Here is a 14,835-nt window from a genome sequence, read left to right as displayed (position 1 = left end):
GCCTCGCGAGGGCTAGTAAAGCACCACGCCGCGAATCGATTCGCCGCGCTTCATCAGGTCGAAGCCCTTGTTGATGTCTTCCAGCGGCATCGTGTGCGTGATCAGGTCGTCGATGTTGATCTTGCCTTCCATGTACCAGTCCACGATCTTGGGCACGTCGGTGCGGCCGCGTGCGCCGCCGAAGGCCGAGCCTTCCCACTTGCGGCCGGTGACCAGCTGGAACGGACGTGTGCTGATCTCGGCACCGGCTTCCGCCACGCCGATGATGATGCTGCGGCCCCAGCCCTTGTGCGTGCATTCCAGCGCCTGGCGCATCACCTTGGTGTTGCCGATGCACTCGAAGCTGTAGTCCGCGCCGCCGTCGGTCAGCTGCACGATGGCATCGACCACGTTCTCGGTGTCCTTCGGGTTGATGAAATGCGTCATGCCGAACTTGCGTGCCATGGCTTCGCGCTCGGGGTTCAGGTCGACGCCGATGATCTTGTCGGCGCCCACCATCTTCGCGCCCTGGATCACATTGAGGCCGATGCCGCCGAGGCCGAACACCACCACGTTGGCGCCGGCTTCCACCTTGGCCGTGAAGATCACCGCGCCGATGCCAGTGGTGACGCCGCAGCCGATGTAGCAGACCTTGTCGAAGGGCGCGTCCTCGCGGATCTTGGCGAGCGAGATTTCAGGCGCCACCGTGTAGTTGCTGAAGGTCGACGTGCCCATGTAGTGAAAGATCGGCTTGCCGTCCAGGCTGAAGCGCGAGGTGGCATCGGGCATCAGGCCCTTGCCCTGCGTGCCGCGGATCAGCTGGCAGAGGTTGGTCTTGCGCGAGAGGCAGAACTTGCACTGGCGGCATTCGGGCGTGTAGAGCGGAATGACGTGGTCGCCCTTCTTGAGCGTCGTGACGCCGGGGCCGACATCGACCACGATGCCCGCGCCTTCGTGGCCCAGGATCGCGGGGAAGATGCCTTCGGGGTCGGCGCCCGAGAGCGTGTAGTGGTCGGTGTGGCAGATGCCGGTGGCCTTGATCTCGACCAGCACTTCGCCGAACTTGGGGCCTTCCAGGTCCACGGTTTCGATGGTGAGGGGGGCTCCGGATTTCCAGGCGACGGCGGCTTTGGTTTTCATGGCGGGTTCGGGGGAAAAGAGTCGGAAGAAGGGGTGCAGGGGGCGAGAGCCCAAGAATACTCAGGCCGGGCCAGCAGGGAAGATACCCGACATCCCGATGAACCCGGGCAGGTGTCGGAAATTCCAGACCCAGTTCCGCAGGGCCGGGAATTCATCGAGAGAGACGCCGCCTTCGCCGGCCAGCGCGGCGTAGGGGAAGCAGGCGAGGTCGGCAATCGTCGGCTCGGGCGCCGAGGCCAGCCAGCGCAGGCCCGCGCTGGCCTGTTCGGCGAGGTGGTCGTCGAGCACGCGGAACACGGCGCGCGCGCCGCTGCGGCAGGCCTCGATGTCCAGGTGGTGGTAGCCGAGCGCATCGTGCAGGCGTGCGGCCGATGCGGTGCGCGTGATCTCCTCGGCCGTGGCGAGCCACATCGCGACCTGGCCGCGCAGCTTCGGGGCGTCCGGATACCAGCGGTGCTGCGCGTCGTAGCGGCTCGCGAGATAGACCAGGATGGCCTGCGCATCGCGCAGCACGAACCCGTCGTCGTCGATCACCGGGATCTGCCCGAGCGGATTGACGTTCGCAAGGAACGCGGCCGACTTGTGCGCACGGCCGGGATAAAAATCGACCGGGACCGCTTCATAGGCAACGCCGAGCCACGCCAGCATCTGCCGCACCTTGAAGCAGTTGCCAGAGAGAGGGTGGTCGTACAGCTTCAGCCTCGCCGTCATGCGGCGGCCCTCGTGCCGAAGCGCATGCCGCGCTCGCGCAGCCAGCGGCGGTAGGTGACCGACGAGGTGTCGCCGCGCGTCGGCGTCTCGGCGCGGCCTTCGAGCGGCATGCGCTTGAAGGCGTGGTTCTCCAGGATGGGCTTGTCCTGCCCGAAGATGGTCTGCTGGAAGGCGATGAGCTCGGCGTCGCTGGAAACGTCGTCGAAGCAGGCGAGCATCGTGTGGGCGATCACGTGCTCGTCGTCGATCGGTTGCAGGAAGAGGGCGATGGCGTCCTGCGCGTCGGGGCGCATGCTCGATTTGTAGAGCATGGCCGAGAAGGGCTGCATCACGCGGTAGGTGTAGCGCACGTCGGCGCCGGTGTCATGCGCGGCCGAGGCGCGGGGCTGCCAGAAGCGGCAGTCGGTGGCCCAGATCTCGCCGGTGGCGGGATCGATGTCCACCTGGTACTGCGCGACTTCGGTGTGAGGCACCTTGCCGAGGTAGTCGGCATGCACGAAGGGGAAGTGCGCCATGTCCAGGAAGTTCTCGATCACGCGCAGACCTGACACCGCGACGCCGATGCCACCGCAATCGACGGTGCGGCGGCCGGGTTCGGTGTATTCGGGGAACGCGAAGAGTGGGCGGGCAGGGCGGCCACTGGGGCAGACCCAGAGGTAGCCGTAGCGCGATTGCACGGCCAGCGGCTGTGCGGCGAGGCGGCATTGCGGGGCGCCGTCGGCGTCGGCCCACAGCGCCAGCGTTTCGCCGAGCAGGCGGGTCGTGTAAGGCCGTTGTTCGGAGGCGCCGCCGAGCGCGCTTGCAGGTCCAACGACGAGCCAGTCGTCGCGCATGTTGGGATCGTCGGTGACGAAGGGCATCGCGGTTCCTCAGCCTCGCGTTTCGATGGTGCTGCGCAGGTTGCGCGCGGCCGTGTGGAGGGACTTCATCGCATCGGAGCCGGGCGGCGCGCCGGTCCACAGGTGGATGAAGGTGAGTTGCGGCTGCGCGTCGAGGATGAGAGCGATGGTCTCCGCCCCGTCGAGCACGCCCCGGAATGCGCCCGGCGCCGCGTGGGCCGCGAACCCATGCTGTGCGAGCGCATCGCGCACGGCTTGCACACCGGCGCGCAGCGTCAGCGTGCGGCAGAAGTGCCAGCCGGCCGGCACGGCATCGGCCAGCGATGGCGGTGCGGTGGATGCGTCCTGTGCGAAGTTGACCCACAGCATGCCGGCCGCATCGACCGCGCCGAACACCTTGGCGCAGACGTTGCGCGGCGCCTGCATCGCAGGGTGCGCGGGAATGCTGACGCACTGCCCGTCGCCCGCGGCGTACTGCCAGCCGTGGTACGCGCAGGCGAGGCGGTCTTGGATGACCTGGCCCAGCGTGAAGCGCACGCTGCGGTGCGGACAGCGGTTGTCCCAGGCCTGCGCCGAGCCGCCGGCCGAACGCCAGAGCGCGAGTTCCTGGCCTTCGGCGAAGCCGGCGACGACGTTGGCGCCGGGGCGAAGGTCGGCCGAACGGGCCACGGGGTGCCAGAGGGGCACGTCGTGAGGAGGAGCGTCAGTGATCATGGGGTGTGGATTTCACAAGGCCGCGGGGCGACCATAATTGTCGTCTCCGCCTCGACCAGACCCTCATTCATCATGAAGAAAATCCTCGTCCTCAACGGCCCCAACCTCAACCTGCTCGGCACGCGCGAGCCCGAGCAATATGGACGCGACACGCTGGCCGATGTCGAGCGCCTGTGCAAGGACACGGGCGCCAAGCTCGGCGTGGAGATCGAATGCCGCCAGTCGAACCACGAGGGCGTGCTGGTCGACTGGATCCAGGAAGCCGGGCGCGAAGTGGCCGCCGGCAACATGCTCGGCGTGGTGATGAACCCGGGGGCCTACACCCACACCTCGATCGCGCTGCACGATGCCATCAAGGGCGCGAGCGTGCCGTTGATCGAACTGCACATCTCGAACGTGCATGCGCGGGAGGAGTTCCGCCACAAGTCGTACATCTCGCCCGCGGCGAAAGGGATCATCGTCGGGCTGGGCGTGAAGGGCTACGCGCTGGCGATTGCCGCGCTGGTGCCCTAGATTGCAGTTCGGGGTGGTGCGCAGGGCATCGGGCATCGGGCACTCCCCTCCGCGAATGTCCCCCGGGCTTCGCCCTCCTCCTTTATTTCGCTGCGGGGAGCACCCGACGCCCTGCGCACCTGGACACGCTCTGGGTGAACCGCTGATCAACAGCCGCTCTGAAGCGCTCACGCTGATGGTGGGCTCTGTTTCGCGAAATAAAGGAGGAGGCGAAGCCGGGGGACATTCGCGAAACAGAGCCCACCGTCGGCGTGAGTGCCACCCCGAACCAGCAGTGTCAGTACATCTGCTTGGGCGCCGTGGCCTTCCAGCTGCGGCTGATGCGCCCGGCGCTGTCGATGCTCTCCAGGTGCACATCGAAACCCCAGAGCCGCGCGACGTGCTTGAGCACTTCTTCCGCCCCGTCGTGCAGCGGCAGGTTGTTGCGCTGCGTGTGCCGCAGCGTCAATGAGCGGTCGCCGCGCGTGGCCACGTTCCACACCTGGATGTCGGGTTCGCGGCTGCTGATGTCGTACTGGCGTGACAGCGATTCGCGCAGCGACTGGTAGCCGCTGTCGTCGTGGATGGCAGAGACCTCGAGCTCGGATTCGCTCTGGAAATCGCGGATCGAGAAGAGCCGGAAATCGCGCATCGTCTTGGGGCTCAGGAACTGGCCGATGAAGCTCTCGTCCTTGAAGTTGCGCATCGCGTAGTCCAGCGTCTTGACCCAGTCGGTGCCGGCGAAGTCGGGAAACCAGCGGCGGTCTTCCTCGGTGGGCTTCTCGCAGATGCGGCGCAGCTCGGTGAACATCGCGAAACCCAGCGCATAGGGATTGATGCCGCTGTAGGCGCGGTGGCCCACCGGCGGCTGGAAGATCACGCCCGTGTGCGAGCTGAGCCATTCCATCATGAAGCCGTCGGCCAGCTGGCCACGCTCGTACATCGTGTTGAGCAGCGTGTAGTGCCAGAAGGTGGCCCAGCCTTCGTTCATCACCTGCGTTTGCCGCTGCGGATAGAAGTACTGCGCGATCTTGCGCACGATGCGCACCACCTCGCGCTGCCAGGGTTCCAGGAGCGCCGCGTTCTTCTCGATGAAATAGAGCAGGTTCTCCTGCGGCTCCGAGGGAAAGCGGCGCGTGGCGTCGGACTCGGCCGCCTGCTCGGCGCGCTTGGGCAGCGTGCGCCAGAGGTCGTTCACCTGCTGCTGCATGTGGCGCTCGCGGTCCGCGCGCTGCACGCTCTCTTGCGCGAGCGAACGCTTCTGCGGACGGCGATAGCGGTCGACGCCGTAGTTCATCAGCGCATGGCAGGAGTCGAGCAGTTCCTCGACCGCATCCAGGCCGTGCCGCTCCTCGCACTCGGCGATGTAGTGGCGCGCGTAGACCAGGTAGTCGATGATGGACGACGCATCGGTCCACATCCGGAAGAGGTAGTTGCCCTTGAAGAAGCTGTTGTGGCCGTAGGCCGCATGCGCGATCACCAGGGCCTGCATGGCCATGGTGTTTTCTTCCATGAGGTAGGCGATGCACGGGTCGGAGTTGATCACGATCTCGTAGGCCAGCCCCATGTGCCCGCGCTTGTAGTTCTTCTCGGTCGCGATGAACTGTTTGCCGTACGACCAGTGGCGGTAGATCATCGGCATGCCCACGCTGGCGTAGGCATCCATCATCTGCTCGGCGGTGATCACCTCCAGCTGGTTGGGGTAGGTGTCCAGGCCGAAGCCCTTGGCCGTCTTGGCGATCTCTGCGTGATAGGTCGCGATCAGCTCGAAGGTCCAGTCCGAAGGGCTGGGCAGGCGCTCCAGCTTCGGGCCCGGGGCGGGGCGGTCGGTGGTGGTGGCGGAGGTGTTCATGCGGTGACCCCTTCCTTCTTGAACAGGTCGCGGAACACGGGATAGATGTCTTGTGCGTCGGAGACCTTGCGCATCGCGAAGTTGGGCTGCACGCCTTCGAGCTGCGCGTATTCCTGCCACAGGTTCTGCTCGGTCTCGGCCACCTGCACGTAGGCGTAGTAGCGCACCACGGGCAGGATGTCGTTGACCAGCAGCTCGCGGCAGCGGCCGCTGTCCTGGTGCCAGTTGTCGCCGTCGCTGGCCTGCGCGCCGTAGACGTTCCACTCGCCGCTGGGATAGCGCGCCTTGATGATCTCGTCCATCAGCACCAGCGCGCTGGAGACCACGGTGCCGCCGGTCTCGGTGGCGTGGAAGAACTCTTCTTCCGTCACTTCCTGCGCCTGCGTGTGATGGCGAAGGAACACGAGGTCGATGGTCTCGTAGTGCCGCGTGAGGAACATGTAGAGCAGCATGAAGAAGCGCTTGGCCATGTCCTTGCGCGCCTCGTCCATCGAGCCCGACACGTCCATGAGGCAGAACATCACGGCCTTGGCGCTGGGCACCGGGGTCTTCACGCGGTTGCGGTAGCGCAGGTCGATCGGGTCGATATAGGGCACGTGCCGCATGGTGCGGCGCAGCTCGGCAATGAGCTCTTCGGTCTCGCGGATCTCTTTCTGGATGAGCGCCGTCGTGGCCTGCGGGTGCGCCTTCAGGTGCACGAGATGCGCTTCGAGGCGCTTGAGCTCCTTGCGCGGTTCGCCGCCCAGCGCGATGCGGCGCGCCAGCGCCCCGCGCATCGAGCGCACCACGTGCAGGTTGTTGGGCGAGCCGTCGCTCGTGAAGCCGGCGCGGTGGCTCTTCCACTCGGGCACGTCGGCGATCTGGGTGCGGATGAGATGCGGCAGTGCGAGGTCGTCGAAGAAGACGCGCATGAATTCCTCGCGCGTGAGGCGAAAGACGAAGTCGTCCTCGCCTTCGCCGCCGTCGCCTGCTTCACCACTTCCAGAGCCGCCACCGGCCTGGCCTTCGGGGCGGGCGATGCGGTCGCCTTTCAGGTACTCCTGGTTGCCCGGATGCACGTACTCGCGGTCGCCGCCGCGCGCATGCCCGAACACCGGTTCGGACACATCGTGGCGCGGCAGGGTCACGTCTTCGCCTTGCTCCAGTTCGCGGATGTTGCGGCCGCTGACGGCGCGCCGCACCGCCTCCTGGATCTGCCCCTTGTAGCGCCGGAGAAAGCGCTCGCGGTTGCCAATGGACTTGTTCTTGCCCGATAGCCGGCGGTCGATGATCTGCTGCAGGATGGCCACGATGGTGTCAAAGCTCCTTGCAAAGAAGAGGACGATTCAAGTGCCGTCGTTATGAACTCTTGCGCACGCGCAGGTACCACTCGCAGAGCAGGCGGACCTGCTTGGCGGTGTAGCCCTTCTCGACCATGCGGGTGACGAAGTCTTCATGCTTCTTCTGTTCGTCGGCGCTGCTCTTGGTGTTGAAGCTGATCACCGGCAGTAGCTCCTCGGTGTTGGAGAACATCTTCTTCTCGATCACCGCGCGCAGCTTTTCGTAGCTGGTCCATGCCGGGTTGCGTCCCGCGTTGCCGGCCCGTGCGCGCAGCACGAAGTTGACGATCTCGTTGCGGAAGTCCTTCGGGTTGCCGATGCCCGCCGGCCGCTCGATCTTCTCGAGCTCGCCATTGAGCGAGGCCCGGTCGAACACTTCGCCGGTGTCCACGTCGCGGAACTCCTGGTCCTGGATCCAGTAGTCCGCGTAGGTGACGTAGCGGTCGAAGATGTTCTGGCCGTACTCGCTGTAGCTCTCCAGGTACGCGGTCTGGATTTCCTTGCCGATGAACTCGGCATAGCGCGGCGCCAGGAGTTCCTTGATGTAGCTGATGTACTTCTGCTCGACCTCGGGCGCGAACTGCTCGCGCTCGATCTGTTGCTCGAGCACGTACATCAGGTGCACCGGGTTCGCGGCGACTTCGGAGCTGTCGAAGTTGAAGACCTTGGAGATGATCTTGAAGGCGAAGCGCGTGGAAACGCCGCTCATGCCTTCGTCCACGCCCGCGTAGTCGCGGTACTCCTGGATCGACTTGGCCTTCGGGTCTGTGTCCTTCAGGCTCTCGCCGTCGTACACCTGCATCTTGCTGAAGGTGCTCGAGTTCTCGGGCTCCTTCAGGCGCGTGAGCACCGAGAGCTGCGCCATCATGCGCAAGGTGCCGGGTGCGCAGGGCGCCTGGGCGAGCGAGGAATTGCGAACCAGCTTCTCGTAGATCTTGATTTCTTCCGAGGCGCGCAGGCAGTAGGGCACCTTGACGATGTAGATCCGGTCCAGGAACGCCTCGTTGTTCTTGTTGTTGCGAAAGGCCTTCCACTCGCTCTCGTTGCTGTGGGCGAGCACGATGCCGTCGAAGGGGATGGCGCCGAAGCCTTCCGTGCCCTTGAAGTTGCTCTCCTGCGTGGCCGTGAGCAGCGGATGCAGCACCTTGATGGGCGCCTTGAACATTTCCACGAACTCCAGGAGGCCCTGGTTGGCCAGGCACAGGCCCCCGGAGTAAGCGTAGGCGTCGGGGTCGTCCTGGGCATAGGTCTCCAGCTTGCGGATGTCGACCTTGCCGACCAGCGAGGAGATGTCCTGGTTGTTCTCGTCGCCGGGCTCGGTCTTGGCGACCGCGATCTGCCTGAGCACCGAGGGGAAGCGCTTGACCACCTTGAACTGGCGGATGTCGCCGCCGTATTCCTCCAGGCGCTTGACGGCCCAGGGAGAGAGAATTCGATTCAGGTAACGGCGCGGGATGCCGTATTCCTTTTCAAGGATCTCGCCGTCTTCCAGGGTGTCGAAGAGCCCGAGGGGCGATTCGTTCACCGGCGAGCCGTGGATCGCATAGAAGGGCACGTGCTCCATGAGCTGCTTCAGGCGCTCCGCAATCGAGCTCTTGCCGCCGCCGACCGGCCCCAAGAGGTAAAGGATTTGCTTCTTTTCTTCCAGGCCCTGGGCGGCATGGCGGAAATAGGACACCACCTGTTCGATGGCGTCCTCCATGCCGTAGAACTCCTTGAACGCCGGATAGATCTTGATGACCTTGTTGGCGAAGATGCGCGAAAGCCGGGGGTCGTTGCGCGTATCGACCAGTTCGGGCTCGCCAATGGCCTTGAGCATCCGCTCGGAGGCGGTGGCGTAGGCGGTGGGATCGCGCTTGCAGATATCCAGGTATTCCTGCAGGGAGATCACCTCCTCGCGGGTGCGCTCGTAACGGGCGGCAAAGTTGCTGATCACATCCATGGTCACGCCTCCATCAGGTCGGTGGGGCTTTTGGCCCCGAGGCCTGCAGCAAAGGCAATGCGCGCCATTTAAAAGGTGCCCGCCCCGCTGCATGCGGTGGAAAACTCCCCTACAACATTCTGCTAACAATCAGGATAAAGCAAACATTGAACCTGGCAAATCTTTTATTTATTGCGAACCCTGCCGGTACGTAAAGTTCCTGAAAAAAGCCGGAACTAGTTTTCAAATTTCAGTTAAATTAAAAGGCTCGCCTCGCGTAATTCTCTCCGGGTGAAATACCTATATCGAACGGTATTGGTGTTTTCCCGAGAACACAACGCCTATTGAGCATCGCAGCTCAATAAAAACATACGCTCCCCTGCAATAACGCGCGATCTGTCGTTTGGTTTATTGCACATCCAAAAATTATCTAAAAGCAATCCTCACGCCACGTTGAGATCGGCGTCTGGCGCATGTACGCGTGGGAAAGCAGCGCGGATGCCGGTCGGCGCGTGCCGCAACGGTGCAGGGCGCACCGACTGGGTGATCCGCAGCGGTTTCTCGGCTCCGGATGCACCAGTGCGAAGAGCCAGGCGTCCAAGCGCAGCGCCGATCGTCGTCGGCCGGGCGGAGGAGGGCCGCTTGTTACAGGCGAAGAAAAGCCCCGAGGCCCTGCTGCATCCGATGCACGCAGAGGCTCGGGGCCTCGAACATTCCCGCACGCCTTTGGTGCCCGGCGGGAGGGCCTCTCAGCTCAGCTGAAAAATTCCTTGGCCTTGTCGAACCAGCCCTTGTCGGTCGGGCTGTGCTTGTCGCCGCCCTTCTTGAGCGACTCGTCCAGTTCCTTGAGCAGCTTGCGCTGGTGCTCGGTGAGCTTGACCGGCGTCTCGACGCGCACGTGGCAGTACAGGTCGCCCGGATAGCTCGAACGCACGCCCTTGATGCCCTTGCCGCGGAGGCGAAACTGCTTGCCGCTTTGCGTGCCATCGGGAATGTCGATCGCCGCCGCGCCCTTGAGCGTGGGCACGTTGATCTCGCCGCCGAGCGCCGCCGTGGTCACGCTGACCGGCACCACGCAGTGCAGGTCGTCGCCGTCGCGCTCGAAGAGTTCGTGCTTCTTGAGGCGAATCTCGATGTAGAGATCGCCCGGAGGCCCGCCGTTGGTGCCCGGCTCGCCATTGCCGGTGCTGCGGATGCGCATGCCGTCGTCGATGCCGGCAGGGATCTTCACCTCGAGCGTCTTGTTGTTCTTGATCTTGCCCTGGCCATGGCACACCGTGCAGGGCTCGGGAATGATCTTGCCGCTGCCGTGGCAGGTGGGGCAGGTCTGCTGCACGCTGAAGAAGCCCTGGCGCATCTGCACCGCGCCCGCGCCGTGGCAGGTGGTGCAGGTGATCGGCTTGGTGCCGGGCTTGGCGCCCGAGCCCTTGCAGGTGTCGCAGTTGTCCCAGCTGGGAATGCGGATCTGGGCTTCCTTGCCTTCGGCCGCTTCCTCGAGCGTGACTTCCATCGCATAGCTCAGGTCGCTGCCGCGGAACACCTGGCGCCCGCCGCCCTGGCGGCCGCCGCGCGCACCGCCGAACACGTCGCCGAAGATGTCGCCGAAGGCTTCCGCGAAGCCGCCGAAGCCTTCCGCACCCGGGCCGCCGCGCATGTTGGGGTCGACGCCGGCGTGGCCGTACTGGTCGTAGGCCGCGCGCTTCTGGCCGTCCGACAGCATCTCGTAGGCCTCCTTCACCTCCTTGAACTTGGCCTCGGCGTCCTTGCTGGTGTCGCCGTGGTTGCGGTCGGGGTGGTGCTTCATCGCAAGCTTGCGATAAGACTTCTTGATTTCTTCCTCGCTCGCGTTCTTGGGGACGCCGAGGGTTTCGTAGTAGTCGCGTTTGGTGGCCATGGCAGGTCGATCAGGGGGCTCGGGAGACGGCGGGAATTCGGGTGACTTGAAGCGAGAAAGGCTGGAGCACCCCGCAGGGTGATCCAGCCTTGGTCAAGCGACTGTGGATCAGCCCTTCTTGACTTCCTTGACTTCGGCGTCGACCACGTTGTCGTCGGCCTGCGCGTGCGCAGCAGCTTCCGCGCCAGCCGGGCCGCTGGCTGCCGAGGCACCTGCCGCGGCTTGCGATTCCGCGTACATCTTCTCGCCCAGCTTCTGGCTTGCCGTCATCAGCGTGTTGGTCTTTTCCTCGATCACGGCCTTGTCTTCACCCTTGAGGGCTTCCTCGACGTCCTTGATCGCGGCTTCGATCGCATCCTTCTCGGCGGCTTCCAGGCTCGCACCATGTTCGCCCAGCGACTTCTTCACGCTGTGCACCATGGCTTCGCCCTGGTTGCGGGCCTGCACGATTTCGAGCTTCTTCTTGTCGTCTTCGGCGTTGAGCTCGGCGTCCTTCACCATCTTCTGGATCTCGTCCTCGGAAAGGCCCGAGTTCGCCTTGATGGTGATCTTGTTTTCCTTGCCGGTGCCCTTGTCCTTCGCGCCGACGTGCAGGATGCCGTTGGCGTCGATGTCGAAGCTCACCTCGATCTGCGGCGTGCCGCGCGATGCTGGCGGAATGCCTTCCAGGTTGAATTCGCCGAGCGCCTTGTTGCCCGAAGCGATTTCACGCTCGCCCTGGAACACCTTGATGGTCACGGCCGGCTGGTTGTCCTCGGCCGTCGAGAAGGTCTGTGCGAACTTCGTCGGGATCGTGGTGTTCTTCGTGATCATCTTGGTCATCACGCCGCCCATGGTCTCGATGCCGAGCGACAGCGGGGTCACGTCCAGCAGCAGCACGTCCTTGCGGTCGCCCGAGAGCACCTGGCCTTGAATGGCGGCGCCGACAGCCACGGCTTCGTCGGGGTTCACGTCCTTGCGCGGTTCCTTGCCGAAGAAGGCCTTCACCTTTTCCTGCACCTTGGGCATGCGGGTCATGCCGCCGACCAGGATCACGTCGTTGATGTCGCTCACGCTGATGCCGGCGTCCTTGATGGCCAGGCGGCAGGGCGCGATGGTGCGCTCGACCAGCTCGTCCACCAGGCTCTCCAGCTTGGCGCGGGTGAGCTTGATGTTCAGGTGCTTCGGACCCGAGGCATCGGCCGTGATGTAGGGCAGGTTGATGTCGGTCTGTGCGCTGTTCGACAGTTCGATCTTGGCCTTTTCAGCCGCTTCCTTCAGGCGTTGCAGGGCGAGCACGTCCTTGCTCAGGTCGACGCCCTGGTCCTTTTTGAACTCGCCGATGATGTAGTCGATGATGCGCTGGTCGAAGTCTTCGCCACCGAGGAACGTGTCGCCGTTGGTCGACAGCACTTCGAACTGCTTTTCGCCGTCGACGTCCGCGATTTCGATGATCGACACGTCGAAGGTGCCGCCGCCCAGGTCATACACGGCGATCTTGCGGTCGGCCTTGTCCTGCTTGTCCAGGCCGAAGGCGAGGGCCGCAGCGGTGGGCTCGTTGATGATGCGCTTGACGTCCAGGCCCGCGATGCGGCCGGCGTCCTTGGTGGCCTGGCGCTGGGCGTCGTTGAAGTAGGCCGGCACCGTGATCACGGCTTCGGTGATGGTTTCGCCCAGGTAGTCTTCGGCGGTCTTCTTCATCTTGCGCAGGATGTCGGCGCTGACTTGCTGGGGCGCCATCTTCTTGCCGCGCACTTCGACCCATGCGTCGCCGTTGTCGGCCTTGGCGATGGTGTAGGGCATCAGGTCGATGTCCTTCTGCACTTCCTTTTCCTCGAACTTGCGGCCGATCAAACGCTTGATCGCGTACAGCGTGTTCTTGGGGTTGGTCACGGCCTGGCGCTTGGCCGAGGCACCGACCAGCACTTCACCGTCTTCCTGGTACGCGACGATCGACGGCGTGGTGCGCGCACCTTCCGAGTTCTCGATCACACGCGTGGTGTTGCCTTCCATGATCGACACGCACGAGTTGGTGGTGCCGAGGTCGATGCCGATGATCTTTGCCATGTTCTGTACTCCTGAAAGCCTGAAAAATATGTTGTTATGAACTTGTGGATAACCCGGCGTGATTCAAGGGAAGACGCGGGGATTTCCTGTGGGAATCTTGTGTGCCGATGGACCGGTTATTTCGGCGCGCTGACCGTGACCAGCGCCGGGCGCAGCACGCGCTCGTTGATGGTGTAGCCCTTCTGGAGCACGCTCACCACGGTGTTGGGTTCCTGCCCGGGCGCGGGCACCACCGAGATGGCCTGGTGCTGGTGCGGATCGAACTTCGTGCCGGCGGCCGGGGCCACTTCGATCACCTTGTTGCGTTCGAGCGCGCTCTTCAACTGCCGCAGCGTGGCTTCGGCGCCTTCGCGGATCTGCTCCGGCGTGGCGTCCTTGATGGCCAGGCCTGCTTCCAGGCTGTCGGTCACCGGCAGCAGGCTCTCTGCAAAGGCCTCGACCGCGAATTTGCGGGCCTTGGTGATTTCGTCGTCGGCGCGGCGGCGGGCGTTTTGAACGTCGGCCTGGGCGCGCAGGTATTGATCGGCCAATTCGGCATTCTTGGCCTGCAGGGCAACAAGCTCGCCTTGGGCGGCAGCCAATGCATCTGCTTCATTGGCGGCCTGCGCGGCCTCCAGTTCTTCGGGACTGGGCTCGCCTTGCAGCATTTGCGAATTCTGTGCGGATTGTTGCGGGTCAGACATTTTTCAAAGAACGGCGTGCGCCGAGAAAACAAACGATAGCCAGCCACTTGGGGCTGGCCAGAGGCATTTCAAGCGAAAAAATGCGGCCAAATGGGCCGCTGCATGGGGTTTTGAGGCTGTTTTTTCGCGAAACACCGCGGAACCGGCTTTGCCGGGCCGCCGGTGTTGCCCCCGGCAGGGGGTTGGCGAAGCGACACGCAGTGCGCGCAGCCTGGGGGCGAGCCTTGGATCAGTGCGCGTCGAGCAGTTCGACGTCGAACTTCAGCGTGGCGTTCGGGGGGATCACGCCGCCGGCGCCGCGGGCGCCATAGCCCAGCGATGCGGGAATGACCAGCGTGCGCTTGCCGCCGATCTTCATGCCGGCGACGCCTTCGTCCCAGCCCTTGATGACCTGGCCCGCGCCCAGCGAGAACGCGAACGGGTCGTTGCGGTCGCGGCTCGAATCGAACTTGGCGCCTTGCACGCCGTCGTTGTAGAGCCAGCCGGTGTAGTGCACATGCACGTGCTGGCCAGCCTTGGCTTCGGCACCGGTGCCGACTTCGGTGTCTTCGTATTGGAGGCCGGAGGGGGTGGTAGGCATGGGAAAACGCTCCTTGCGTCGATGAATGGTGAATTGGATCGAAGGCGCGAAGTTTACCGATGCCGGCTGGCGGCGCGCTCAGCTCGTCGTATCGGCGGGCGGCGCGGGGGGCGGAGGAGGTGGCGAGGAGGGGGCCGGAGGCGCAACGGGCGCGGCTGGCGCAGTGGCCGCGGGTGCAGCCGGCACGGCCGCCTTCTTGAGTTGGCCCAGTTGCCATTTGCCGGCAAAGGCCTGCAGGTCGGAAAGCCGCTTGAGCAGGTCCTGCCCGCTCAAGGTGAGGCAGTAACCGTCGCTGCCGTGGCTCACGAGGCCGGCCTCGCGCAGCTCCTTGATGCGGGTGTTCAGGGTGTTGGGAGTGATGCCGCCCACGCTGTCCTGCAGCAGGCGGAAGGTCTGGGCATGGCCGTCGCGAAGGGCCCAGAGCACGCGCAGCGCATAGCGGGCTTCGAGCAGTGCGAGCAACTGGCTGACGGCTGCGTTTTCCTTGGTACTCATCGACATCATCTCCTCGAAGCTGGGCGGGCTGCGGGCCTGTGGGTGGCCGATGCCGCGCGCTCTTGTTTGTGATTGGTTATGGACCGTCCTGCGGGCCGGCGACTATAGCGCAAACGATGTGGATGCTACTAGTTTTATAGCTGTAAGGGCACGCTGCATGCGGGCTGTGA

Annotated in this window: 13 protein-coding genes; 1 reads left to right on the top strand and 12 read right to left on the bottom strand. The window is 64.4% G+C overall.

Features of this window, described 5'->3' with window-relative positions:
- Positions 1–12 precede the first annotated feature (12 nt).
- The 4 genes from BM133_RS13580 to BM133_RS13565 are packed head-to-tail and all read right to left on the bottom strand — an operon-like array spanning position 13 to position 3,383.
- A complete protein-coding gene (locus BM133_RS13580; protein ID WP_093434377.1) occupies positions 13–1,119 on the bottom strand; it encodes an S-(hydroxymethyl)glutathione dehydrogenase/class III alcohol dehydrogenase in 1,107 nt (368 codons plus the stop codon).
- Positions 1,120–1,179: 60 nt separating this feature from the next.
- Complete coding sequence (locus BM133_RS13575; RefSeq protein ID WP_093434376.1) at positions 1,180–1,830, bottom strand: glutathione S-transferase family protein; 651 nt, start codon at positions 1,828–1,830, stop codon at positions 1,180–1,182.
- A complete protein-coding gene (locus BM133_RS13570; RefSeq protein ID WP_093434374.1) occupies positions 1,827–2,690 on the bottom strand; it encodes an aromatic ring-hydroxylating oxygenase subunit alpha in 864 nt (287 codons plus the stop codon). Before BM133_RS13570 ends, BM133_RS13575 begins: the two co-directional genes overlap by 4 nt.
- Positions 2,691–2,699: 9 nt before the next feature.
- Positions 2,700–3,383 carry a Rieske 2Fe-2S domain-containing protein gene (locus BM133_RS13565; RefSeq protein ID WP_093434373.1) on the bottom strand — a complete coding sequence of 228 codons (684 nt, stop codon included), beginning with the start codon at positions 3,381–3,383 and terminating at the stop codon, positions 2,700–2,702.
- A gap of 72 nt (positions 3,384–3,455) precedes the next feature.
- On the opposite strand from BM133_RS13565, the gene aroQ reads away from it, so the two are divergent.
- Positions 3,456–3,896: a type II 3-dehydroquinate dehydratase gene (gene aroQ / locus BM133_RS13560; protein ID WP_093434371.1), complete on the top strand. Its 441-nt coding sequence runs from the start codon at positions 3,456–3,458 to the stop codon at positions 3,894–3,896.
- A 277-nt stretch (positions 3,897–4,173) separates the two neighbouring features.
- Here the strand turns inward: aroQ and BM133_RS13555 are convergent, their stop codons facing one another.
- From BM133_RS13555 to BM133_RS13520, 8 genes are all read right to left on the bottom strand, one after another.
- The gene (locus tag BM133_RS13555) at positions 4,174–5,727 is read right to left on the bottom strand and encodes a SpoVR family protein (RefSeq protein WP_093434370.1); all 1,554 of its coding nucleotides are present in this window, start codon (positions 5,725–5,727) and stop codon (positions 4,174–4,176) included.
- The gene (locus tag BM133_RS13550) at positions 5,724–7,016 is read right to left on the bottom strand and encodes a YeaH/YhbH family protein (RefSeq protein WP_093434368.1); all 1,293 of its coding nucleotides are present in this window, start codon (positions 7,014–7,016) and stop codon (positions 5,724–5,726) included. The genes BM133_RS13555 and BM133_RS13550 overlap by 4 nt, the downstream gene beginning before the upstream one ends.
- Positions 7,017–7,065: 49 nt before the next feature.
- Complete coding sequence (locus BM133_RS13545; protein ID WP_093434367.1) at positions 7,066–8,988, bottom strand: PrkA family serine protein kinase; 1,923 nt, start codon at positions 8,986–8,988, stop codon at positions 7,066–7,068.
- Positions 8,989–9,721: 733 nt separating this feature from the next.
- Positions 9,722–10,861: a molecular chaperone DnaJ gene (dnaJ, locus tag BM133_RS13540; protein ID WP_093434365.1), complete on the bottom strand. Its 1,140-nt coding sequence runs from the start codon at positions 10,859–10,861 to the stop codon at positions 9,722–9,724.
- A 108-nt stretch (positions 10,862–10,969) separates the two neighbouring features.
- Complete coding sequence (dnaK, locus tag BM133_RS13535) at positions 10,970–12,907, bottom strand: molecular chaperone DnaK (protein WP_093434364.1); 1,938 nt, start codon at positions 12,905–12,907, stop codon at positions 10,970–10,972.
- A 116-nt stretch (positions 12,908–13,023) separates the two neighbouring features.
- Positions 13,024–13,590, bottom strand: a complete 567-nt coding sequence (gene grpE, locus BM133_RS13530) for a nucleotide exchange factor GrpE (protein WP_093434362.1) — start codon at positions 13,588–13,590, stop codon at positions 13,024–13,026.
- A gap of 229 nt (positions 13,591–13,819) precedes the next feature.
- Complete coding sequence (locus BM133_RS13525; RefSeq protein WP_093434361.1) at positions 13,820–14,170, bottom strand: FKBP-type peptidyl-prolyl cis-trans isomerase; 351 nt, start codon at positions 14,168–14,170, stop codon at positions 13,820–13,822.
- Between the two features lie 78 nt (positions 14,171–14,248).
- Positions 14,249–14,665 carry a winged helix-turn-helix transcriptional regulator gene (locus tag BM133_RS13520; protein WP_093435318.1) on the bottom strand — a complete coding sequence of 139 codons (417 nt, stop codon included), beginning with the start codon at positions 14,663–14,665 and terminating at the stop codon, positions 14,249–14,251.
- Positions 14,666–14,835 lie beyond the last annotated feature (170 nt).

The organism is Variovorax sp. 770b2 (genome assembly GCF_900115685.1).
Lineage (GTDB): Bacteria > Pseudomonadota > Gammaproteobacteria > Burkholderiales > Burkholderiaceae_C > Variovorax.
This window is presented reverse-complemented; position numbering and strand designations above follow the sequence as displayed.